Raw genomic sequence first — 23205 nt, forward strand, 5'->3', positions numbered from 1 at the left:
GCAGGCTTGAATCCGTGGGCCGCCGCCACGCGCCATCCATGGCGCGGGGCGGCTAACCCTGCGTCCTGCCGGGTTACCCACGAATTCAAGCCTGCGTTCGGCCAGCGTGGTTTAACGGGGCGCCTGAGATCAAGATCACAAGCAGATCAAGAGCAAGATCAAGAGCGGCTCGCTTCGCATCGTGGTTGCCGTTGAGCGCTACAGCGTTGTGTAGATACCGCCACGATAGTGTCAGAAAGAACAGCTCAGAACATCGGCCGAGCCGAAGCCACTGCCACCACCACGAACCCGACAATCAAGTTAATCCCCACCAACCTGCGAATCTGCCCCAGCGCAGCCGCGCCCGCCGGCCAATCTTCAGTCGCCACCGCCGCCTTCAGCTCCGGGAATTTCAACGCCTGGATGCGGATAAACAGCGCCGTCATCACCAGGTACAAGCCCATCATCACCTGCACATAACGCGGCGCGGTTTCAAAACCACTGAAGCGCAGGTGAAGCAAACCCATGCCGCTGATCGGCAAAAGCACCACCGCCACCCATACCCACACAAAAAAACGTTGAAACACATTTGCCCATAGCTTGAGCCGGGCAGGGCCCTCAAGTGCCGCCATGGCGGCGGGGCGCAGGATCATCCAGGCGAAAAACATGCCGCCGACCCAGATCAAGGCGGCCAGTACATGCAGGGTATAAGCGAGGCTAAACGCGGTCATTGTGGTACTCCGTTCTGCGCGGGATTAATTAGCGGGGTATGATAGCGGCCGATCCGAACCACTGAAAATTTATCCAGCGTTTTTTGCGCCCGACTATCCATGATCAGCACTGAACTCAAAACCACGATCCAGGGCGCCTATTCGCGTTTTCTCGAAGCCAAAAGCTTGAAACCGCGCTACGGCCAACGCCTGATGATCGCCGAAGTGGCAAAAGTCCTCGGGGATATCGACACCGACGACGAAGGCCGTCGCGAGGGTGAGCCTGCGGTAGTGGCCGTTGAAGCCGGTACCGGTACCGGCAAGACCGTGGCCTACAGCCTGGCCGCGATCCCCACGGCCAAGGCCGCTGGCAAGCGCCTGGTGATCGCCACCGCCACCGTCGCGCTGCAAGAGCAAATTGTCTACAAAGACCTGCCCGACCTGATGCGCAACAGTGGCTTGAACTTTACCTTCGCCTTGGCCAAGGGCCGTGGCCGTTACATGTGCCTCTCCAAGCTCGACGTATTGCTGCAGGAAGGCCACGCCCAAACCGCCACCGCCTCCTTGTTCGAAGAAGAAGGCTTCAAGATCGAGGTGGATGAGGTCAGCCAAAAGCTGTTTACCAGCATGATCGAGAAGCTGGCCGGCAATAAATGGGACGGCGACCGCGACAGTTGGCCCACTGCCCTGGAAGACTCCGACTGGGCGCGCCTGACCACCGACCACAGCCAATGCACCAACCGCCACTGCCCCAACTTCGGCCAGTGCGCCTTCTACAAGGCGCGCGAAGGCATGGGCAAGGTGGACGTCATCGTCACCAACCACGACATGGTATTGGCTGACCTGGCCCTGGGCGGCGGCGCGGTACTGCCCGACCCACGCGACACCCTCTATGTGTTCGACGAAGGCCACCACCTGCCAGACAAGGCCATTGGCCATTTCGCCCATTACACGCGCCTGCGTTCCACGGCCGACTGGCTGGAAACCACCGCCAAGAACCTCACCAAGTTGCTCGCCCAGCACCCGTTGCCCGGCGACCTGGGCAAGCTGATCGAGCAAGTGCCGGAGCTGGCGCGCGAGATCAAGACCCAGCAGCAGTTCATGTTCAGCGCCTGCGAGCAGGTTGCGGACTTCAAGCCCGGTGAAGACGTCGAGGGCCGTGAGCGCCCGCGCCATCGTTTTGTCGGCGGGATGATCCCCGAGCACATGCGCGAAATGGGCATCGAGCTGAAGAAAGGCTTTTCACGCCTCACCGACCTGTTCACGCGCCTGACGGACTTGCTCAAGGAAGGCATGGATGGCGAGGTCAATATCGGCATCGCCAGCAACCAGGCCGAAGAGTGGTACCCCTTGTTCGGCAGCCTGCTGTCTCGTTCCCAAGGCAATTGGGAGCTGTGGACCGCCTTTACCGTCGAAGACCCGGAAGACAACCCGCCCATGGCCCGTTGGCTGACGCTGTCGGAAAGCGGTGCGCTGTTCGATATCGAGGTCAACGCCAGTCCGATCCTCGCCGCCGAAATGCTGCGCCGCAACCTGTGGAACGTCGCCTACGGCTGCCTGGTGACCTCGGCCACGCTGACAGCCCTGGGCACTTTTGACCGCTTCCGCATGCGCGCCGGCCTGCCGAAAAAGGCCGTTACCGCCGTGGTACCCAGCCCGTTTCATCACGCTGACGCCGGCGTGCTGCGGGTGCCAGACCTCAAGGCCGACCCACGGGACGCGGCCGCGCACACGGCGGCGATCATTCGCGATCTGCCGTCGCTGGTGGAAGGCTCCCGCGGCACCCTGGTGCTGTTCTCGTCGCGCAAGCAGATGCAGGACGTGTTCGACGGCCTCGACCGCGACTGGCGCAAGCAGGTGTTTATCCAGGGCAACCTGTCCAAACAGGAAACCCTGAACAAGCACAAGGCGCGGGTCGACGGTGGGGATTCCAGCGTGTTGTTCGGCCTGGCCAGCTTTGCCGAAGGCGTGGACTTGCCCGGCGCTTACTGCGAACACGTGGTGATCGCCAAGATCCCGTTCTCGGTGCCGGCTGACCCGGTCGAGGCCGCACTGGCCGAGTGGATCGAAGCCCGAGGTGGTAACCCGTTTATGGAGATTTCGGTGCCAGATGCTTCACTGAAGCTGGTACAGGCCTGCGGGCGGCTGCTGCGTACCGAAGAAGACCGCGGCACCATCACTTTGCTCGATCGGCGCCTGGTTACCCAGCGCTATGGCAAGGCGATCCTCAATGCCTTGCCGCCGTTCAGGCGCGAAATTTCTTAAGCCACTGTGGGCGGATTCGCCCACTGCGTGGTCTATCTCATCACTATCGTCAGGCCAGTCATCGGCCGTTTGGGAGAACCTTGTTCGTATGATCCGCACGCTGCCCGCTCTTTTTGCCCTGCTGTTCGCTGCGCCGTTGATGGCGGCGCCCGAGGGGCAACAAACGCTGTTCAACTTCGTCAGGCCTGCCGATGTGGTCAAGGTGGCGACCCAGGACGCCAGCCTGCCGCAATACAACGCCGAACAAACGCCCGAAGGCGAGGTGCTGCGCCGTATCACCTTCAACCCGGCTGCCGAGCCGAGCCTGGTGCTCAGCCCGCAGACCGGTACGTGGGACTGGTCGCAATCGAGCGCCATGAGCCTGCGTATCCAGAGCGCGATGAACTGGGCGCTGACCCTTTACGTCAAGGTGCAGAGCGCCGACGGCAAGACGCTCGTCAGCCGCATCGACCTGCCGGCCGGCCCGGCCCAGACGCTGCTCGTCCCGCTGCAAGCCAATTCACCCCTGAGCCAGGGCATGAAGGCCGGCCCGCCGATGCCAATGACCGTGGATGGCCAGCGGGTGTTGCTGGCCGCCAGCGCCGGGGAAGTCGACCGCAGCCAGGTCGTCTCGGTGACCCTGTCGATGCTCAAGCCCAATGCCGCCCAAAGTATCCTGCTGGAGCGCTTCGGCGTGCAGGACAGCGAGCCGGTATTGAAGGCCGCCTACACTGAACTGGTGGACGCCTATGGTCAGTCCACCCGTGCACGCTGGCCGGAAAAGGTCAGCAGCGACGAGCAACTCAAGGCATCGGCCGCCAAGGAACAACAGCAACTCAAGGCCTGGCTGGCCGAGCGGGACAAGTCTTCCCTGGATCAATACGGCGGCTGGAAAAAGGGCCCGGCCTTCGACGCCAGCGGTTTTTTTCGCACCCAGAAGCGCGACGGCCGCTGGTACCTGGTGACGCCGGACGGGCATCCGTTCTACTCCCTGGGGGTGAACACCGTGGCCCCGGACAACAGCCAGACCTACGTGGCGGGGCGCGAGTGGATGTTCGCGGCGCTGCCCAAGGCCGGCGAACCTTTTGATAAGTACTACGGCAGCGACGACAGCCGCACCGGCAACGGCGCCGGCGAAGGTCGCGGCTTCGGCTCGGGGCGTTGGTACGATTTCTATGGCGCCAACCTGCAACGCACTTACGGCGGTGACGCGTTGGACCAGCCACGCTGGGTGACGCATACGCTCGATCGCCTGCAAGCCTGGGGCTTCAACACCGTCGGCAACTGGAGCGATCCGGACCTGGCCACTGCCGACCGCGTGCCGTACACCTTGCCGCTGTCGATTGTCGGTGATTATGCCAGCATCAGCACCGGCACCGACTGGTGGGGCGGCATGCCCGACCCGTTCGACCCACGCTTTGCCATGGCCACTGAACGCGCCGTGGCCATCGCGGCCCGTGACCACCGCGATGACCCGTGGTTGATCGGCTTCTTTGCCGACAACGAATTGGCCTGGGCCGGCCCCGGCGAGGATGCAAAATCCCGTTACGCCCTGGCCTACGGCACCCTGCGCATGACCACCGACGTGCCGGCCAAGCGCGCCTTCCTCAAGCAACTGCGCGACAAGTACCGCAATGAAGAGGGCCTTTCCAAAGCCTGGGGCATTCAACTGGCCGGTTGGGAGCTGATGGAAGACCCAGGCTTTGAGCCGCCGATGCCCAGCCCTGAACACCCGGAGATCGAAGCCGACTTCAAGTATTTTCAGAAGACCTTCGCCGATGCTTACTTCAAGACCATCTCCGACTCGCTGAAGTGGCATGCGCCCAACCAGCTGTTGCTGGGCGGTCGCTTTGCGGTGAGTACGCCGGAAGCGGTCGCATCGTGCGCGCAGTATTGCGATGTGCTGAGCTTCAATATGTATACCTTGAAGCCTCAGGATGGTTATGACTTCGCCGCGCTGCGTGCGCTGGACAAACCGGTACTGATCACCGAATTCAACTTTGGCTCTGCCGACCGTGGCCCGTTCTGGGGCGGCGTGACGCAACTGGCCCGCGAAGAAGACCGCGGCGCGGCGTACTCCACCTTCCTCAAACAGGCGGTGGCCGAGCCGTCGATTGTCGGGGTGCACTGGTTCCAGTACCTGGACCAGCCGGTCACCGGGCGTCTGCTGGATGGTGAAAACGGCCATTTCGGCCTGGTCGGCATCACCGATGTTCCTTTCCAGGGCTTTGTCGAGACGGTGCGCAAGAGCAACCTGGCCGCGCTCGACCAACTGGGCCGTGAGGCGCAAAAAGCCAAGGCCACCCAAGCGACGCGTGAAAGTGACGCCGCCAAACCTGGGCGTGACGGCAAAGGCGCGGGGCAGGGCGCCGGGCACCCTGGCGGGCATGCTGGGAATGGGCATTGATTCATCGTTGACGGGTTCACAAAACCCACAATGGCTGAAAGAATGGCGACCACTTTTCATGGTGTTTTCCGAGGGGACTTAGGTGCAGATTCAGGGTCATTACGAGCTGCAGTTCGAAGCGGTGCGCGAAGCCTTCGCCGCCCTGTTCGATGATCCTCAGGAGCGTGGTGCCGGGCTGTGCATCCAGATCGGCGGGCAAACGGTCGTCGACCTGTGGGCCGGTACTGCCGACAAGGACGGTGCCGAGGCCTGGCACAGCGATACCATCGTCAACCTGTTCTCCTGCACCAAGACCTTCACGGCAGTGACTGCCCTGCAACTGGTGGCCGAAGGCAAGCTCAAGCTTGATGCGCCGGTGGCCGATTACTGGCCGGAGTTTGCCGCGGCTGGCAAGGAAACGATCACGCTGCGCCAGTTGCTCTGCCACCAGGCCGGGCTGCCCGCCATCCGCGAAATGCTGCCCACCGAAGCCCTGTATGACTGGCAATTGATGGTCGATACTCTGGCGGCCGAGGCCCCGTGGTGGACCCCGGGCCAGGGCCATGGCTATGAGGCGATCACCTACGGCTGGCTGGTTGGCGAACTGTTGCGCCGCGCCGACGGGCGCGGGCCGGGGGAGTCGATCGTGGCGCGGGTGGCACGCCCATTGGGGCTGGACTTTCATGTGGGCCTGGCGGATGAAGAGTTTTATCGCGTCGCTCATATCGCGCGCAGCAAAGGCACTATGGGTGATGAAGCCGCGCAACGGTTACTTCAAGTAATGATGCGCGAGCCTGCGGCGATGACTACCCGTGCATTTGCCAACCCACCGTCTATTCTGACCAGCACTAATAAGCCCGAATGGCGACGCATGCAGCAGCCTGCGGCGAATGGCCACGGTAATGCGCGCAGCCTGGCCGGGTTTTATAGTGGTTTGTTGGACGGTAGTTTGCTGGAAAGCGACATGCTCGAACAATTGACCCGCGAGCACAGTATCGGGCTGGATAAAACCTTATTGACCCAAACCCGCTTCGGCCTGGGCTGCATGTTGGATCAACCGCAGTTGCCCAATGCCACGTTCGGCCTTGGGCCCCGTGCATTCGGGCATCCAGGGGCAGGGGGCTCAGTCGGCTTTGCCGACCCTGAACATGATGTAGCCTTCGGTTTTGTGACTAATACCCTGGGGCCTTACGTACTTATGGACCCGCGTGCCCAGAAGTTGGTCGGAATATTGGCCGGTTGTCTATAAACCCCTTGCTGTTTCACAATTTTTTGTTACAAAGGCAAGTATAAAAAAGATGCTGAACGACATGTTGTAACTTGAATGTTCTTTTAGCGTCTGTTTAACGGGTCCCGCGACCCCCTGTTTTTTCTCATTTTGTGGATATCTCATGTTATCGAACAAGTCTTTGGCACTGGCGCTGTGTCTCACTATTACGGGTTGTGCACAAACTCCACAAAATGATGCCGAAGGTGGGCATTGGTGGTCATTTGGATCTGACAAAGCGGCAACCAAGGATCCAGTGGCCCAGACCGACGCCAAGCCGGATACCAAGCCCGACGCCAAGCCGGCCGCGGGTGCCAAGCCTGTTGAACCTGTCGCCGCTGCAGCAGCGCCTGCCAAGGCTGACACCGGTTACAGCTGGTGGCCGTTTTCCACCAAGAGTGCCGAAGAAAAAGCTGCCGACGCCAAGGCTGACTTGAAGGCCGACCTGAAGGCCGCAACCCCGGCCTCGGACGCGGCGCCAGTCGTCGCCAAGACCGACAGCGAGCCGCGTTGGTGGTGGCCGTTCGAAAGCAAGCCAAAGCCGTTGGCCAAGGTCGACGTGACCAACGTACAAATGCCTGACCCGAAGATCACCCAAGCCTGGCTGGACGAATACGAACCACGCTTGCGTGCGGCCATCAAGGACAGCAACCTGCAACTTGAGCGCCGTGACAACACCCTGGTGGTGATTGCTCCGGTAGACGGTTCCTACAACCCCAAGCGCCCGGCCATGTTGCTGCCGGTGACCCTCGGCCCGTTCACACGGGTGGCCAAGGCCGTTGAAGCTGACCCCAAGACCGCCGTACTGGTGCTGGGCCATGTTGATGCCACTGGCAGCGCTCCTGCCAGCCAGGCGTTGAGCAAGGAACGTGCGCAGTCCATTGCCTCGATTTTCAGCCTGAGTGGTCTGAAACAGGATCGCTTGATGCTGCGTGGCATGGGCGACCTTATGCCGCGTGCCGCCAACGACAGCAATCAGGGGCGTGCGCTGAACCGTCGCATGGAAATCATGTTCACTCAGCGTACAACGATGTTGGCACTGCTGAGCAAGTACAACTCGGGCAAGACCCCGCCCGTAGCTGAAATGGTCGCGGTGCAAAATGTGCCTGCGCCAGCGCCGGCGGCAAAAGCACCTGCCAAAAAGGCCACGGCCAAGAAAGCGGCGGCCAAGCCAGCGGCTAAAAAGGCTGCGGCCAAGCCGGCTGCCAAGAAGCCGGCGACTGCCAAAGCCAAGGCGGCACCTGCTTCGAACGACCAGGCGAAAAACTGAGCTGTTGAACCACAAGGATAAAGCCGCATGACCCAGGCACTGGCCGATATGCGCCGTGACTACACACGGGACGGTTTGAGCGAGGCCCAGGCCCCGGACGAGCCGTTTGCGTTGTTCCACCAATGGTTTGGCGATGCGGTTAAAACCGAACAGCCGCCAGTGGAGGCCAATGCCATGACGCTGGCGACGGTCGACCAGGACGGTCGCCCGCACTGCCGCATCCTGCTGCTCAAGGGCCTGGATGCACAGGGCTTTACCTTCTTCACCAACTATCAGAGCGCCAAGGGTGAACAACTCGCGGCGCGGCCGTTTGCGGCCATGACCTTCTTCTGGCCAACCCTGGAGCGCCAGGTACGCATTGAAGGGCGCGTGGTCAAGGTCACGCCTGAAGAGTCAGATGCTTATTACCAGGTGCGCCCGTTGGGCAGTCGCCTGGGCGCTTGGGCTTCTCCGCAGAGCAGGGTGATTCGTGATCGCGAAGAGCTGCAGGCGCTGCTCAAGGCCACTGAAGAGCGTTTCAGCGATACCCAGCCCGATTGCCCAGAGCATTGGGGAGGGTACCGTTTACTGCCCGAGCGCATCGAGTTCTGGCAAGGCCGCGCCAGCCGCCTGCATGATCGTCTCAACTACCGTTTGCAAGACGGCCAATGGTCCCGCGAGCGTCTGGCGCCCTGAGCGTCACCTTTCGTCATCCCACCTGAATCAACACCGTTGCGCCGAAGTCTCTGTTCAAGAGGCTCCGGGCGCTTTCGGCTGTGCGCTACACTGATCGAGCCGGTTATGGCATCGTTCTGTACCCTGGCTTGGTTACCGTTCGTCGAGTTCTCTGGTGCTGGCAGTCTGTACTCAGGCTGAATGAAAGCAAGTTTCTGCCTGGCGCGCCGTGACACGCGCCAAGCCACAGCGTTTAATGAATACCTGTCCTTTGGAGTTGATGCTATGCGTAAGTCCGTTTTACTAGTTGCCTGCTTTACCACCCTGTCGTTGTTGTTGGGTGGCTGCGCCTCGAGTCTGACCGGCGACTCGTACTCTCGTGATGAGGCGCGTCGTGTACAGACCGTTCGCATGGGCACCATCGAATCCCTGCGTCCAGTGAAAATCGAAGGCACCAAAACCCCAATCGGCGGCGCTGCGGGCGCAGTCATCGGCGGCGTTGGCGGCAGCGCCATCGGTGGCGGCCGTGGCAGCATCGTTACCGCGGTGATCGGCGCCGTTGCGGGCGGCCTGCTGGGCTCGGCCACTGAAGAAGGCCTGACCCGTACCCAGGGCGTGGAAATCACCGTGCGCGAAGACGACGGCAGCATGCGCGCCTACGTACAAGCCGTGCAGGAAAATGAAATCTTCCGCATTGGCGACCGCGTACGCATCATGACCGTCGACGGTACCAGCCGCGTGACTCGCTAAGCCTTAAACTACAGGCGAAGAAAAACCCCCAACCGGGTGACCGGTTGGGGGTTTTTTGTAGGAGCGAGCTTGCTCGCGAAAAACGTTAACGATAACGCGTGCTCAATGAATGCGGCGCCTGTAAGTTTTTCGCGAGCAAGAACTAGGCGTCCCCCTCGCTCCTACTTCAATCATGCAACGACGGCTTTCTTGCGACTCGCCATCACCGTCACCGCATACCCGATAAAGGCCGCCAGGATCGACCCGGTCAGAATGCCCATGCGATCTTCCCCGGCAAACTCACTGGCGCCTGGCACAAACGCCAGGGAGCCGACGAACAGGCTCATGGTGAAGCCGATCCCGCACAGGATCGCTACGCCCAATACCTGGCCCCAATTGGCGCCGCTGGGCAGTGAGGCGATGCCGGTCTTGATCGCCAGCCAGGTGAGGCCGAACACACCGACGGGCTTACCGATCAACAGGCCGGCGGCGATGCCCATGGGCACGGAGTGGGTGAAGCTTTCCAGGCTGACGCCCGTCAGAGAGACCCCGGCGTTGGCGAACGCGAACAGCGGCAGGATGGCGTAGGCCACCCATGGGTGCAGGGCGTGTTCCAGGCTCAGCAGCGGCGAGGTTTCGGCATTCTTGGTGCGCAGTGGAATGCAGAACGCCAGGGTCACGCCAGCCAGCGTCGCATGCACACCGCTCTTGAGTACGCACACCCACAGGATCAGGCCGATGATCATATACGGCCCCAGCTTGACCACGCCCAGGCGGTTCATCGCAATCAGCGCAATCAAGCACGCTCCCGCGCCCGCCAGGGATGCGGTGGACAAGTCAGCGGAATAGAACAGGGCAATGACGATGATGGCCCCAAGGTCATCAATAATCGCCAGGGTCATCAGGAACAGCTTCAGCGACACCGGTACGCGCTTGCCCAGCAGGGCCAGAACGCCCAGCGCAAAGGCAATGTCGGTGGCCATAGGGATCGCCCAGCCGGCCAGGGCGGCGGGGTTGTCCTTGTTCAGCGCCCAGTAGATCAGCGCCGGCACCACCATGCCGCCGATGGCCGCTGCGCCAGGCAGCACCACTTGGGAAGGCTTGGACAGGTGGCCATCCAGAAGCTCGCGCTTGACCTCCAGGCCGATCAGCAGGAAGAACAGGGCCATCAGGCCATCGTTGATCCATAGCAGCGCCGGCTTGGCGATTTTCAGCGCGCCAACCTGTGCAACCACTGGCGTGTCGAGAAAGGCGTTGTACAGGTGCGACAACGGTGAGTTGTTGATAATCAGCGCCAAGGCGGCAGCGGCGATCAACAACAGGCCACTGGCGGCTTCCAGCTGGAAGAAACGGGTGAAAGTGCTACGCAGAGGCAAGGGATGCTCTCCAATCCAGGTTCAATAGGTGGGTACCCTAACCCGTACCGTTAGTTGTTAAAACAAAAGTTATATTCTTATTTGTTATAAGAGATGGCCCGGGGCGTCGGTGAGCCAAAGACTAGCAATTGTGTGTCCGATTGCGTCATCACTGTATCTGTGTGGAGTGTAGGAAACATCTTAAGATCACCGCTGAAAACCTTTAGAGAAGCCACCATGAGCGACCACCGTAACTGGGCCCGCGAAGCCATTCGCATCATTGAAGCGGACTTCCAGCGCAGCGCCGATACCCACCTGATCCCGCTGCCATTACCGGGTTTGCCAGGCATCGAGTTGTACTTCAAGGATGAGTCCAGCCACCCCACCGGCAGCCTGAAACACCGGCTGGCGCGCTCGCTGTTTCTGTATGCGCTGTGCAATGGCTGGCTCAAGCCGGGCGCCCCCGTCATCGAAGCGTCCAGTGGCTCCACCGCGATCTCGGAAGCCTACTTCGCGCGTTTGCTCGGCTTGCCGTTTATTGCCGTCATGCCCGCTACAACCTCTCAAGAAAAGATCGCCCAAATCGCCTTCTACGGCGGCAAAAGCCATCTGGTCCAAGACCCGACGCAGATCTACGCCGAATCCGAACGCCTGGCCCAGGAAAGCGGTGGCCACTTCATGGACCAGTTCACCTACGCCGAACGTGCCACCGACTGGCGAGCGAACAACAACATTGCCGAGTCGATCTTCCAGCAGATGCGCTTTGAACAGCACCCGGAGCCGAGTTGGCTGATTTCCAGCCCTGGCACCGGCGGCACCACCGCGACCCTGGGCCGCTACGTGCGTTATCGCCAGCATTGCACCCGCGTGTTGTGTGCCGATGCCGAACGCTCGGTGTTCTTCGACTTCTACCAAAGCGGTGACGCTAGCCTGCGCCTGGACTGCGGCTCGCGGATTGAAGGGATTGGCCGCCCACGGGTGGAGGCATCATTCCTGCCGGCGGTGATTGATGCCATGGTCAAGGTGCCAGATGCATTGTCCCTGGCGGCCATGCATTACTTGGCTGAGCGTTTGGGGCGACGAGTGGGTGGTTCCAGCGGGACCAACCTGATCGGTGCGCTGATGGCGGCACAACAGATGAAAGCAGCGGGGGCGTCGGGGTCGATTGTCGCGATCCTGTGCGATGGCGGAGAGCGTTATGCCACGACCTATTATGATCAGGCGTGGCTGGCGGGGCAGGGCTATGAGCTGGAGGGTTTGATCGCGGCTGTAGCAGCAAGTGTCGAACGCGGTGAAGCGCTACCCGATAGCATCCTGCGGGCCAATATCTGACACCCTGCGAAACAGTGTGGGAGCCAGCTCCCACCTTTGAATGTAAACCCGTTCCACTGTGGGAGCTGGCTTGCCTGCGGACAGGCCCTCCCAGTCGCTACATCTCTAACTCTCCTGCGCTCTGTAGGCCCCCGGCGTCAACCCCGTCCACTTCTTGAACGCCCGATGAAACGCCGACGGTTCGGAAAACCCCAACTGTTCGGCGATCTCCTGTAAAGACAAATCCGCCCGCCCCAAGTGGTAAATGGCGATATCCCGGCGTAACTCATCCTTCAATGCCTGAAAACTCGTGCCTTCTTCGCGCAGATGCCGGCGCAGGGTCTGTGGGCTGATGTGCAGGTGCTGGGCGACGGCTTCCAGGTCTGGCCAGGGCGTGCGGTCGCGGCTCAGCAGGCGGCGCAACTGGCTGCTCAGGCTGTCGCCTTCATCCGGGCGCGACAGCAAGTCGGCAGGCGAGCGCTGCAAGAAGTGCTTGAGGGTGCGTTCATCCTGCAACAGCGGCAGGCTCAGGTAGCGGCTGGGAAATACCAGGCTGCTGGTCGGCGCACCGAACACCTGGGGGCATGGGAACAGCAGGTCGTATTCACCGGCATGGGCCGGCATCGGGTAACTGAAGGTGGCCTGCTGCAACCGGATACGCTGGCCGATCAGCCAACTGCCCAGCCGATGCCAGATAACCAGCAGGCATTCACTGAGGAAGTGATCCGGGTCCCATAGCTGCGAGTCGTCCAGGCTCAGGCGCGCCATGTCGCCTTCTTTGGTCAGCTGCCAGCGCGGGCCTTGGGGGAACAGGCTGTAAAACAGTAAGCCGCGCTCCAGGGCCTTCTCCAGCGTGCGGCAATGAATCAGCGCGTGGCACATCATGGCAAAAGTGCCACGTTTGCTCGGCCCTTCTGCAAACCCCAGGTATTCGTCATCCAGCCCCAGCCAGAGCATTTGCAACAACCGGGTAAATTGCTCTGGAGCGATGCGGGCGCGGGGCTCGGTCAGCAGTTCCGGGGTAATGCCCACCTGCTGCAACACCCCCGAGTAGTCAAAACCGGCCCGGCGCGCACCGCCGAGGGCTGCTCGGGCGTAATGGCTGGCGATGGTACGTTCACGCATGCAAGGGCCTCATCCATGGAGTGGCGGATGGTAGCCATCACCCGGCGGGGCGACAAGGCGGATATCCGCCAAATTTTAGGACGAGACAGGATGGCTGGGCGGAAATCCGCCACCTTGTTGCACACACCAGAGCCGCCCGTGAACCCCAAGCCCTGATGTCTAAAGGCCTTCAGCGCGTTTAAGCAAAGTGGCACGCTGTTTGCGATAGGGATTACAGCGCAGGCTTGTTCCTACAGGCTTGGCAAACAACAAATCCCTCCAGTGCAGGAGGGTTCGCAATTCAAGTGCCGTGGGCAATGGCGGATATTTGCCACACGGGACGATTGAGGAACTTTGCAATGACGACTCGTCAGCCAATCTACAAATCCCTGTATTTCCAGGTGATCGTCGCAATCGTTATCGGTATCTTGCTCGGCCACTTCTACCCGCAGACCGGCGTGGCCCTCAAGCCACTGGGTGACGGCTTTATCAAGCTGATCAAAATGGTCATCGCCCCGATCATCTTCTGTACCGTGGTCAGCGGCATCGCTGGCATGCAAAGCATGAAGTCGGTCGGCAAGACCGGCGGCTACGCGCTGCTGTACTTCGAAATCGTTTCCACCATCGCCCTGCTGATTGGCCTGGTCGTGGTCAACGTGGTGCAGCCGGGCGCCGGCATGCACATCGACGTCGCGACCCTGGATGCTTCCAAAGTGGCGGCCTACGTCACCGCCGGTAAAGACCAGAGCATCGTCGGCTTTATCCTCAACGTCATCCCGAACACCATCGTCGGCGCGTTCGCCAATGGCGACATCCTGCAAGTGCTGATGTTCTCGGTGATCTTCGGTTTCGCCCTGCACCGCCTGGGTGCCTACGGCAAGCCGGTGCTGGACTTCATCGATCGCTTCGCCCACGTGATGTTCAACATCATCAACATGATCATGAAGCTCGCGCCAATCGGTGCCCTGGGCGCCATGGCGTTCACCATCGGCGCCTACGGTGTCGGTTCGCTGGTGCAACTGGGCCAGTTGATGATCTGCTTCTACATCACCTGCATCCTGTTCGTGGTACTGGTGCTGGGCGCTATCTGCCGCGCTCACGGTTTCAGCGTGTTGAAGCTGATCCGCTACATCCGTGAGGAACTGCTGATCGTACTGGGCACCTCTTCTTCCGAATCCGCACTGCCACGCATGCTGATCAAGATGGAGCGCCTGGGCGCGAAGAAGTCCGTGGTCGGCCTGGTGATTCCAACCGGTTACTCCTTCAACCTCGACGGTACGTCGATCTACCTGACCATGGCGGCTGTGTTCATCGCTCAGGCGACCGACACCCACATGGACATCACTCACCAGATCACCCTGCTGCTGGTGCTGCTGCTGTCGTCCAAAGGCGCTGCTGGCGTAACCGGTTCGGGCTTCATTGTACTGGCCGCTACCCTGTCGGCCGTTGGCCACCTGCCGGTTGCCGGCCTGGCGCTGATCCTGGGTATCGACCGCTTCATGTCCGAAGCCCGTGCCCTGACCAACCTGGTGGGTAACGCAGTTGCCACCATCGTTGTGGCCAAGTGGGTCAAGGAACTGGACACCGACAAGCTGCAAAGCGAACTGGCGTCTGGCGGTACCGGTATCTCCGAAACCCGCGAGCTCGATGACCTGGGCGTGGCTGAAGGCCCGGCGCCTGTCGTCAAGTAAGTGGCCGCTGGCGTGAACTGACGCCAACGCTATCCGCAAACGCCCCGACTGGTTCGGGGCGTTTGCGTTTCTGGCGGGATACAACGGATATTTTTGGTTTACAGTGAACGCGACACTACTTACCGGAGGCCTGATGGACAGTGTGGATCTGAACGTCCTGCGCAGCGTGCTGCAATGGCGCCGTGCCGGGCAGCGCGTGATGTTGTACAGCGTGGTGCAAACCTGGGGCAGCGCGCCGCGCCCGCCGGGGGCGATGCTGGCCCTGCGCGGTGATGGCGTGGTGATTGGCTCGGTGTCGGGCGGTTGCATCGAGGATGACTTGATTGCGCGCCTGCAAGATGGCCGCTTGCCTGCTGACGGCCCGCCTGTGCAGTTGGTGACCTACGGCGTCACTCGCGATGAAGCGGCACGTTTTGGCCTGCCCTGCGGCGGCACCCTGCGGCTCACCGAGGAGCGCGTGGAGGAGTGGGGTTGGGTCGAAGCGCTGCTGGCGCGTTGTGAAGATCATCAGATTGTCGCTCGCGAGCTGAACCTGGCCACCGGCGAGGTGACCTTGAGCGCCGCCAGCAAGACCGACGTGGTGAGCTTCGACGGTGAACGCTTGCGCGCCATCTATGGCCCGCGCTGGCGCCTGCTGTTGATCGGCGCCGGGCAGCTGTCGCGTTACGTAGCGGAAATGGCACGTCTGCTGGATTTCGAAGTGCTGATCTGCGACCCCCGCGAAGAGTTCGTCTACGGCTGGGAAGACCAGCATGGCCGCTTTGTGCCGGGCATGCCCGACGAGGCGGTGTTGAATATTCATACCGATGAACGCACGGCCATTGTCTGCCTCACCCACGATCCACGTCTGGATGACATGGCGTTGCTGACGGCACTGAACTCCAGGGCGTTCTATATCGGCGCCCTGGGTTCGCGGGTCAATACCCAGAAGCGTCGGGAGAACCTGGCCGCGCTGGGCCTGTCGGCGGAGGCCATTGCGCGTTTGCACGGGCCGATCGGCCTGCACATCGGCAGCCATACGCCGGCGGAAATTGCGCTGTCGCTGATGGCGGAAATTGTTGCGATCAAGAACGGGGTGGCACCGATGCAGAAAAAACCGATGTCAGTGGTGGCCGAGTGACGGTGACGGCGATTGTGTTGGCGGCGGGGCAGGGCAGTCGTTTTCGTGCCGAAGCCGGAGCTGATCAAGATAAGTTGCTTGCCGCTTGTGTGGGGCTGGACGGCGTTACCCGGCCGGTCATCGAGCAGGTGCTGGTGAATCTGCCGGCGACACTTGTTGAGCGCTGGTTGGTGACTTCGCCGGAGCGCGGGGAGGTTATCCGTTTGGCAGAGGCTTATGGCTGTCAGGTTGTACTGCTGGACTCGAGCGGGATGGGCGACAGCATTGCGGCGGCGGTCAAGGCCAGCGGCGCAGCGGATGGGTGGCTGGTGGTGTTGGGGGATATGCCGTTTATTCAGTCCTCGAGTATCGAGCGGGTAATTGATGCGCTGGAGGAGGGTGCCATCAGCGTCCCCGTACAGGCGGGGGAGTATGGGCATCCTGTGGCGTTTGACCGTGCGTTTGGCCCAGGTTTGCTGGCTTTGGTCGGCGACCGTGGGGCCAGATCGTTGTTTGCGGATGCCGCCTTGAGGGAGGTGCCTGTACTTGATCCTGGAGTCTTGTGGGATGTAGATACACCCCGGCTATTAAGTTTCAACGCAGGCTGAATGTGGGAGCGGGCTTGCTCGCGAATGCAATACATCAGTTGCCCTATTCACTGACTGACACTCCGTATTCGCGAGCAAGCCCGCTCCCACATTTGGGGCGCCACAAGGCTCAAGTTGATCGTCATAAAAAAGCCCCGCCTGATCACTCAGGCGGGGCTTTTTAGTGGCGGTTGGAATCAGACGAGAGGTTTAGGCTCGTGCTCTGCTTCCGGGGCCTTGTGCTCTACCGCCTGGGCTGCGGCTGCAGCAGCTTCGGCTTCCTTGCGGCGACGACGCACTTCACGTGGGTCGTTCGGCGCACGGCCGTTTTCGGTGAGGGCGCTTGCAGGTGCGGCTTCAACCACAGGGGCGGCCACTTCGGCAACCACCGGGGCTTCAACTTCAACCACGGGCGCAGGCTCCGCAACCGGCGTCGGCTCAACCACTGGGGCTGGCTCGGCGACGACTTCGGCAACCGGTGCCGGCGCTTCTTCTACCACTGGGGCAGGTGCTGGCGCTTCAACCGGGGCAGCCGGTTCGGCGGTCCACTGGAAGGCGGTCTGTTCTTCGCGAACTTCACGCACGGCCGGGGCTGCTTCTTCGACTACCGGAGCTTCCACAGCCGCTTCGATTACTGGCTGAGGCTCAACCACTGGAGCCGGTTCAACGGCAACCGCTTCGGTTTCTGGCTGTGCATCGCGAACCGGGGCAACTTCCACTTCCGGAACCACTGGGGCTTCGACAGGGGTTGTGGCTTCAACGACTGGCGCTTCAACAACCGGCGCTTCGACCGCTGGGGTTTCGGCGGCTGGCGCTTCTACGGCAACAGTGTCTTCGACGGCAGCGGTAGCGCGTTCGGCTTGCTCGTGAGCCTGGGCTTCAGCGGGGGCGCTGATGACCGAGCTGGCAACGGCAGCGGTAACGGCCAAGCCGGCAGCCAGTTCGGCGCCTGTTGGTTCGTTGTTGGCAGCTTCTGGGTTTTCGCCGGCTTCTTCCGAACCTTCGATCACGTTGCCGTTGGCATCACGCTGACGCTCACGACGGTTGCTGCGACGACGCTGGCCACGGGAGCGGCGGCGTGGACGATCGCCTTCGGCGTTGTCCTGGCCGTCTTCCTGCAGTTGCTCTTCGCCGGTCAGTACTTCTTCTTCGCTGGCGGCAGCGGCTTGCTCGGCGCGTGGTTGACGCTCTTCACGTGGCGGGCGCGGTTGACGCTCTTCACGGGGTGCGCGCTCTTCACGCGGCTGGCGGGCCGGGCGTTCTTCGGTGGTAACGGCTGCGGCAGCGGCAACGGCAGGTGCCGCGTCCAGAGGCTCGCGCAGTTCACGCACACGTTCTTCACGCTCGCCACGTGGCTTGCGGTCTTCACGTGGAGCGCGTGGGGTGCGTGGGGCGCGCTCTTCACGCGGTGCACGTTCTTCACGGGCGACGGTCGGGGTTTCTTCGCGGGCTTCGCGAGGCGCACGCTCTTCACGTGGTGCGCGTTCTTCACGCGGGGCACGTTCTTCGCGAGGCTTGCGCTCTTCGTCACGGCGGCCATTGCGGTTACGGCTCTGCTGGCGACCGTTGCGACGTTCTTCGTTGCGCGCCGGGCGCTCGGTGGCAGGTTTTTCAACCACAACCGGGGCGGCAGGCTCTTCCTTGGTGGCGAACAGGCTGACCAGCGACTTCACCAGGCCCTTGAACAGGCTTGGCTCAGGCAGGGCGGCTGGCGCGGCAACCGGGGCGGCGGCTTCGGTCGGTACCGGTGCGTTGGCGCGGGCCGGTGCAGTCTTCACGGCCGCTTCCTGGCGAACCAGGGTGCGGGTCGCAGCGGCTGGCTGGACTTCTTCGACTTCGGCGGCAGCCGCGGCGATTTCATAGCTGGACTGGCCGCTGTGGGCTTCCGGGCTGTCATCACGCAGGCGCTGGACTTCAAAGTGCGGCGTTTCGAGGTGATCGTTCGGCAGGATGACGATACGGGCACGGGTGCGCAGTTCGATCTTGGTGATCGAGTTACGTTTTTCGTTGAGCAGGAAGGCCGCAACCGGAATCGGCACTTGTGCGCGAACTTCGGCGGTGCGGTCTTTCAGGGCTTCTTCTTCGATCAGGCGCAGGATCGCCAGGGACAGCGATTCAACGTCACGGATGATGCCGGTGCCGTTGCAACGCGGGCAAACGATGCCGCTGCTCTCGCCCAGGGATGGACGCAGGCGCTGACGGGACATTTCCAGCAGGCCGAAGCGCGAGATGCGGCCGACTTGCACGCGAGCGCGGTCAGCTTCCAGGCATTCGCGGACTTTCTCTTCCACGGCGCGCTGGTTCTTGGCAGGAGTCATGTCAATGAAGTCGATGACGATCAGGCCGCCGATGTCACGCAGGCGCAGCTGGCGGGCGATTTCTTCAGCCGCTTCCAGGTTGGTCTGCAGGGCGGTTTCTTCGATGTCGCTGCCTTTGGTCGCACGCGCCGAGTTGATGTCGATGGACACCAGGGCTTCGGTCGGGTCGATCACGATGGAGCCGCCGGAAGGCAATTCGACCACGCGCTGGAAGGCGGTCTCGATCTGGCTTTCGATCTGGAAACGGTTGAACAGCGGCACGCTGTCTTCGTACAGCTTGATCTTGCTGGCGTACTGCGGCATCACCTGGCGGATGAAGGTCAGGGCTTCGTCCTGGGCTTCAACGCTGTCGATCAGCACTTCGCCGATGTCCTGGCGCAGGTAGTCGCGGATGGCGCGGATGATCACGTTGCTTTCCTGGTAGATCAGGAATGGCGCGGAGCGATCCAGGGACGCTTCTTTGATAGCGGTCCACAGTTGCAGCAGGTAATCGAGGTCCCACTGCATTTCTTCGCTGCTGCGGCCAAGGCCGGCAGTGCGCACGATCAGGCCCATGTCGGCCGGTGCGATCAGGCCGTTCAGCGCTTCACGCAGTTCGTTGCGCTCTTCGCCTTCGATGCGACGGGAAATACCGCCGGCACGTGGGTTGTTCGGCATCAGTACGAGGTAACGACCGGCGAGGCTGATGAAGGTGGTCAGGGCTGCGCCCTTGTTGCCACGTTCTTCTTTTTCGACCTGGACGATGACTTCCTGGCCTTCGCTCAGGACGTCCTTGATGTTCACGCGGCCTTCGGGGGCTTTCTTGAAGTATTCGCGGGAGATTTCTTTAAGGGGCAGGAAGCCGTGGCGCTCGGAGCCGAAATCGACAAAGGCAGCCTCAAGGCTTGGTTCGATGCGAGTGATACGGCCTTTATAGATGTTGGCCTTTTTCTGCTCGCGTGCACCGGATTCGATGTCCAGGTCGTAGAGGCGTTGGCCATCTACCAGTGCAACACGCAACTCTTCGGGTTGAGTTGCGTTAATCAGCATTCTTTTCATGTTGTACCGTCGGTTTCCGGGCTGCCGGAAACGGCGTTCGGCACACACGACTTCTCACGGTCGGTGTCAGGTGCGTCAAGAGTGGTTGGCCACTCCAGTGTCCAGCAAAATCGGCCAATTGGGCCGGTATCGCGACGGACGCGTCCTGCTCGTTAGCGGTGGTGACAAAGGCACCACTTCAACAAAAGCTAAGGTCAGGAGGAGGAATCAACCGGCGACTGTGGACGAGATGAAGCGTCTAAAACAAGCCTAGTGCTACACAGTCCGACGGTTGTGCATCTCCACCCTACACGTATCCCTGATAATTCGGGTGCTGCCGCGCGCAGAATCCGCAGCGGGTTGGCATTTACCGTGTACTCCAATGGGGAGTCCACGCTCATGGCTAAACAAGACTAGGTGTGGGCGGTTGCGCTCTCACTCAGCTCTTAACAGGCGTTGTTTCCGAAGCATTCGCCACGGTCTGGCTCAAAACTGACTGCACTTTGTGAACTGGCCGTAAATATCGGCGCAAAAGGCGAGTATTCACTCTGCTTTCTGCACTCGCTTCAGGCCTCATGTCACCTGCGCTTGTTACAATCTTGAGCCTTCCTGGGTGGCGAAAGCCCCGTAGGACGGCCTCGCGTCCTGATGAATTGCGATGGTCAGGGCCGGCAGTTTGCCGCAAGTCCTCTGTCCAGGCCGCTTTTGGCGGCGTTCGCGACTATAGCAGTAATGATTAAGTGCTTCAATTCCATAAAAAATTGTTATCATCGCCGCCATGACGACTACCGCCCCCCCGACCCCCAGCGTCCAGCTGCTTGAGGTCTCGCCGGAATATGCCGGCCAACGCATCGACAATTTTCTCCTGGCCAGGCTCAAAGGCGTGCCCAAGACCTTGATTTACCGCATCTTGCGCAAAGGCGAAGTGCGCGTGAACAAGGGGCGCATCAAGCCTGAGTACAAGCTGCAGGCGGGCGATATCGTCCGTGTGCCGCCCGTGCGCGTGCCTGAGCGCGACGAGCCGGTGCCGCTGGCCCAAGGCCTGTTGCAGCGCCTGGAAGCGTCGATTGTGTTCGAAGACAACAAGCTGATCGTGATCAACAAGCCCTGTGGCATTGCGGTTCACGGCGGCAGTGGCTTGAACTTCGGCGTGATCGAGGCCTTTCGTCAGTTGCGCCCCGATTGCAAGGAGCTGGAGTTGGTCCATCGCCTGGACCGCGACACGTCTGGCCTGCTGATGATCGCCAAGAAGCGCAGCATGTTGCGCCATCTGCACACCGCCCTGCGTGGCGATGGCGTGGACAAGCGCTACATGGCGCTGGTGCGCGGCAACTGGGCCAGCTCGATCAAGAGCGTGCGTGCGCCGTTGCAAAAGAGCAACCTGCGCTCCGGCGAGCGCATGGTCGAAGTGGATGAGGAGGGCAAAGAGGCCCTGACCCTGTTCAAGGTGCTGCGTCGCTTCGGGGACTTTGCCACCATGGTCGAGGCCAAGCCGGTGACCGGGCGCACCCACCAGATTCGGGTGCACACCCTGCATGCAGGTCACTGCATCGCCGGTGACACCAAGTACGGCGACGAGGATTTCTCCAAGGAAATTCGCGACCTGGGCGGCAAGCGGCTGTTCCTGCACGCCTACATGCTCACCGTGCCGCTGCCCGATGGCGGCGAGCTGAAACTGCAGGCGCCGGTCGATGAAATGTGGGCCAAGACCGTGGAGCGTTTGAGTGTCGCACCTTGACTACAAGCTGCTGATCTTCGATTGGGACGGGACGCTGGCCAATTCCATTGGCCGCATCGTCGAGTCCATGCACATGGCCTCGACCCGCTCGGGCTTTGACTTGTGCACGGACCTGGCAGTCAAGGGCATTATCGGCCTGGGTTTGCCTGAAGCCATTCGCACCCTGTACCCCGACATCAGCGACGCCGAGCTGGTAGCGTTTCGCGAGCACTACGCCGACCACTACATCGCGCTGGAAGCTACGCCTTCGCCGCTGTTTGAAGGTGTGGTGCAATCGCTGGAAACGTTTCGTGCCGAGGGGTATCACCTGGCGGTCGCCACCGGCAAGGCTCGTCGCGGCCTGGACCGTGTGCTCAAGGCTCACGGCTGGGAAGATTACTTTGATATCACCCGCGCTGCGGATGAAACCGCCAGCAAGCCCCACCCGTTGATGCTGGAGCAGATCCTTGCGCACTGTGGCGTAACGCCACGCGAGGCATTGATGGTGGGCGATGCGTCTTTCGACCTGATGATGGCGCGCAATGCGGGCATGGACAGCGTCGCGGTCAGCTACGGCGCCCAGTCGGCCGAGGCATTGCAGCAATACGAACCGAGACTGACGATTGATCATTTTTCCGAACTGCAGGCCTGGCTCAGCCGGGCCCGATAAGTCTTTGCTGGGGTTGATGGCATGAGTGACGAGTGGAAAGCGCCTGAAAAGGCCGAGAGCGGTGATGATAAAAGCTGGAAGCTGCTGGAGAAGACCCTACTGGCGAGCGTCCAGGAACAGCGGCGCTCGCGGCGCTGGGGGATTTTCTTCAAGCTGCTGACCTTTGTGTACCTGCTTGGGATGCTGGCGCTGTTCAGCCCGCTGATGGACATGGAAAAGAGTGCCACCCGTGGCAGCCATTACACCGCCTTGATTGAGGTGCGCGGCGTGATTGCCGACAAGGAGCCTGCCAGTGCCGACAATATTGTCACCAGCCTGCGCGCAGCTTTTGAGGACCCCAAGGTCAAAGGCGTGGTCCTGCGCATCAATAGCCCAGGCGGCAGCCCGGTGCAGTCGGGCTATGTGTATGACGAGATTCGTCGTCTGCGCGCCTTGCATCCGGATACCAAGCTCTATGCCGTGATCTCCGACCTGGGTGCCTCGGGCGCCTATTACATTGCCAGTGCCGCAGACCAGATCTATGCCGACAAGGCCAGCCTGGTGGGTTCTATTGGTGTAACCGCGGCCGGTTACGGTTTTGTCGGCGCCATGGAGAAGCTGGGGGTAGAGCGTCGCACCTACACCTCGGGTGAGCACAAGTCGTTCCTCGATCCTTTCCAGCCGCAGAAGGCGGATGAAACCGCGTTCTGGCAGGGCGTTCTTGACACTACTCATCGTCAGTTCATTGCCAGCGTCAAGCAGGGCCGTGGGGATCGTCTGAAGGATAAAGACCATCCAGAGCTGTTTTCCGGCCTGGTCTGGTCGGGTGAACAGGCGTTGCCGCTGGGCCTGATCGATGGCCTGGGCAGTGCCAGTTCGGTGGCGCGGGATGTGATTGGCGAGAAGGAGTTGGTGGATTTTACGGTTGAGGAATCGCCGTTTGATCGCTTCTCCAAGAAGCTCGGTGCCAGTGTGGCGGAGAAGCTAGCTCTGTATATGGGCTTCCAGGGGCCGTCCCTGCGCTGAAATTCCAAGCTTGGTGTAGGTCAACTGTGGGAGCGGGCTTGCCCGCGATAGCGATGGATTAGTCGATATAAGTGTCGCCTGGTACACCGCTA

17 protein-coding genes are annotated in these 23205 nt (G+C 61.3%); 13 read left to right on the forward strand and 4 right to left on the reverse strand.

Going from position 1 to position 23205, the window contains the following annotated elements; all coding sequences use genetic code 11:
• Positions 1-245 precede the first annotated feature (245 nt).
• Positions 246-710: a CopD family protein gene (locus tag MF6394_RS14795; protein ID WP_069558732.1), complete on the reverse strand. Its 465-nt coding sequence runs from the start codon at positions 708-710 to the stop codon at positions 246-248.
• Between the two features lie 99 nt (positions 711-809).
• Between MF6394_RS14795 and dinG the strand changes: the two genes are divergently transcribed.
• The 6 genes from dinG to MF6394_RS14825 all read left to right on the forward strand — a co-directional run bounded on the left by dinG (position 810) and on the right by MF6394_RS14825 (position 9260).
• Positions 810-2954 (forward strand): ATP-dependent DNA helicase DinG, encoded by a 2145-nt coding sequence (gene dinG, locus MF6394_RS14800; protein ID WP_078466952.1) that lies wholly within the window; start codon positions 810-812, stop codon positions 2952-2954.
• A gap of 88 nt (positions 2955-3042) precedes the next feature.
• Positions 3043-5340 carry a beta-galactosidase gene (locus tag MF6394_RS14805; RefSeq protein WP_078466953.1) on the forward strand — a complete coding sequence of 766 codons (2298 nt, stop codon included), beginning with the start codon at positions 3043-3045 and terminating at the stop codon, positions 5338-5340.
• 82 nt (positions 5341-5422) lie between these two features.
• On the forward strand, positions 5423-6568 hold the full coding sequence (locus tag MF6394_RS14810; protein WP_003189247.1) for an EstA family serine hydrolase: 1146 nt from the start codon (positions 5423-5425) through the stop codon (positions 6566-6568).
• 142 nt (positions 6569-6710) lie between these two features.
• Positions 6711-7856 carry an OmpA family protein gene (locus tag MF6394_RS14815; RefSeq protein WP_003189249.1) on the forward strand — a complete coding sequence of 382 codons (1146 nt, stop codon included), beginning with the start codon at positions 6711-6713 and terminating at the stop codon, positions 7854-7856.
• A gap of 27 nt (positions 7857-7883) precedes the next feature.
• Positions 7884-8531: a pyridoxamine 5'-phosphate oxidase gene (pdxH, locus tag MF6394_RS14820; RefSeq protein WP_078466954.1), complete on the forward strand. Its 648-nt coding sequence runs from the start codon at positions 7884-7886 to the stop codon at positions 8529-8531.
• 264 nt (positions 8532-8795) lie between these two features.
• The gene (locus MF6394_RS14825) at positions 8796-9260 is read left to right on the forward strand and encodes a glycine zipper 2TM domain-containing protein (protein WP_003189251.1); all 465 of its coding nucleotides are present in this window, start codon (positions 8796-8798) and stop codon (positions 9258-9260) included.
• A 170-nt stretch (positions 9261-9430) separates the two neighbouring features.
• On the opposite strand, the gene nhaA is transcribed toward MF6394_RS14825, so the two are convergent.
• A complete protein-coding gene (gene nhaA / locus MF6394_RS14830; protein ID WP_078466955.1) occupies positions 9431-10615 on the reverse strand; it encodes a Na+/H+ antiporter NhaA in 1185 nt (394 codons plus the stop codon).
• 216 nt (positions 10616-10831) lie between these two features.
• Here nhaA and MF6394_RS14835 point away from each other — a divergent pair, with 216 nt between their 5' ends.
• A complete protein-coding gene (locus MF6394_RS14835; RefSeq protein WP_044272646.1) occupies positions 10832-11926 on the forward strand; it encodes a PLP-dependent cysteine synthase family protein in 1095 nt (364 codons plus the stop codon).
• 105 nt (positions 11927-12031) lie between these two features.
• Here the strand turns inward: MF6394_RS14835 and MF6394_RS14840 are convergent, their stop codons facing one another.
• Positions 12032-13030, reverse strand: coding sequence for an AraC family transcriptional regulator (locus MF6394_RS14840; protein ID WP_014719572.1), 999 nt, complete (start codon positions 13028-13030; stop codon positions 12032-12034).
• Between the two features lie 338 nt (positions 13031-13368).
• On the opposite strand from MF6394_RS14840, the gene MF6394_RS14845 reads away from it, so the two are divergent.
• From MF6394_RS14845 to MF6394_RS14855, 3 genes are all read left to right on the forward strand, one after another.
• Positions 13369-14700, forward strand: coding sequence for a dicarboxylate/amino acid:cation symporter (locus MF6394_RS14845; protein ID WP_003189258.1), 1332 nt, complete (start codon positions 13369-13371; stop codon positions 14698-14700).
• Between the two features lie 133 nt (positions 14701-14833).
• On the forward strand, positions 14834-15820 hold the full coding sequence (locus MF6394_RS14850; RefSeq protein ID WP_078466956.1) for an XdhC family protein: 987 nt from the start codon (positions 14834-14836) through the stop codon (positions 15818-15820).
• Positions 15817-16407 carry a nucleotidyltransferase family protein gene (locus MF6394_RS14855; protein WP_047710246.1) on the forward strand — a complete coding sequence of 197 codons (591 nt, stop codon included), beginning with the start codon at positions 15817-15819 and terminating at the stop codon, positions 16405-16407. The genes MF6394_RS14850 and MF6394_RS14855 overlap by 4 nt, the downstream gene beginning before the upstream one ends.
• Positions 16408-16583: 176 nt before the next feature.
• On the opposite strand, the gene rne is transcribed toward MF6394_RS14855, so the two are convergent.
• Complete coding sequence (gene rne, locus MF6394_RS14860) at positions 16584-19742, reverse strand: ribonuclease E (RefSeq protein WP_443217254.1); 3159 nt, start codon at positions 19740-19742, stop codon at positions 16584-16586.
• Positions 19743-20499: 757 nt separating this feature from the next.
• On the opposite strand from rne, the gene rluC reads away from it, so the two are divergent.
• The 3 genes from rluC to MF6394_RS14880 are packed head-to-tail and all read left to right on the forward strand — an operon-like array spanning position 20500 to position 23113.
• Positions 20500-21459, forward strand: coding sequence for a 23S rRNA pseudouridine(955/2504/2580) synthase RluC (gene rluC, locus MF6394_RS14870; RefSeq protein WP_003189264.1), 960 nt, complete (start codon positions 20500-20502; stop codon positions 21457-21459).
• On the forward strand, positions 21446-22108 hold the full coding sequence (locus tag MF6394_RS14875) for an HAD-IA family hydrolase (protein ID WP_044272659.1): 663 nt from the start codon (positions 21446-21448) through the stop codon (positions 22106-22108). The genes rluC and MF6394_RS14875 overlap by 14 nt, the downstream gene beginning before the upstream one ends.
• A 21-nt stretch (positions 22109-22129) precedes the next feature.
• Positions 22130-23113, forward strand: a complete 984-nt coding sequence (locus MF6394_RS14880) for a S49 family peptidase (protein WP_069558638.1) — start codon at positions 22130-22132, stop codon at positions 23111-23113.
• The last annotated feature ends 92 nt before the right edge of the window (positions 23114-23205 follow it).

Source organism: Pseudomonas sp. MF6394, from assembly GCF_002018845.1.
Lineage (GTDB): Bacteria > Pseudomonadota > Gammaproteobacteria > Pseudomonadales > Pseudomonadaceae > Aquipseudomonas > Aquipseudomonas lactis.

Bases quoted from the DNA above. Each gene is read 5' to 3' on its own strand.
- rne (WP_443217254.1), bottom strand. From the start codon at position 19,742: ATGAAAAGAATGCTGATTAACGCAACTCAACCCGAAGAGTTGCGTGTT.
- MF6394_RS14880 (WP_069558638.1), top strand. From the start codon at position 22,130: ATGAGTGACGAGTGGAAAGCGCCTGAAAAGGCCGAGAGCGGTGATGAT.
- MF6394_RS14805 (WP_078466953.1), top strand. From the start codon at position 3,043: ATGATCCGCACGCTGCCCGCTCTTTTTGCCCTGCTGTTCGCTGCGCCG.
- MF6394_RS14835 (WP_044272646.1), top strand. From the start codon at position 10,832: ATGAGCGACCACCGTAACTGGGCCCGCGAAGCCATTCGCATCATTGAA.
- MF6394_RS14815 (WP_003189249.1), top strand. From the start codon at position 6,711: ATGTTATCGAACAAGTCTTTGGCACTGGCGCTGTGTCTCACTATTACG.
- rluC (WP_003189264.1), top strand. From the start codon at position 20,500: ATGACGACTACCGCCCCCCCGACCCCCAGCGTCCAGCTGCTTGAGGTC.
- dinG (WP_078466952.1), top strand. From the start codon at position 810: ATGATCAGCACTGAACTCAAAACCACGATCCAGGGCGCCTATTCGCGT.
- MF6394_RS14840 (WP_014719572.1), bottom strand. From the start codon at position 13,030: ATGCGTGAACGTACCATCGCCAGCCATTACGCCCGAGCAGCCCTCGGC.
- MF6394_RS14845 (WP_003189258.1), top strand. From the start codon at position 13,369: ATGACGACTCGTCAGCCAATCTACAAATCCCTGTATTTCCAGGTGATC.
- MF6394_RS14850 (WP_078466956.1), top strand. From the start codon at position 14,834: ATGGACAGTGTGGATCTGAACGTCCTGCGCAGCGTGCTGCAATGGCGC.
- pdxH (WP_078466954.1), top strand. From the start codon at position 7,884: ATGACCCAGGCACTGGCCGATATGCGCCGTGACTACACACGGGACGGT.
- MF6394_RS14795 (WP_069558732.1), bottom strand. From the start codon at position 710: ATGACCGCGTTTAGCCTCGCTTATACCCTGCATGTACTGGCCGCCTTG.
- MF6394_RS14825 (WP_003189251.1), top strand. From the start codon at position 8,796: ATGCGTAAGTCCGTTTTACTAGTTGCCTGCTTTACCACCCTGTCGTTG.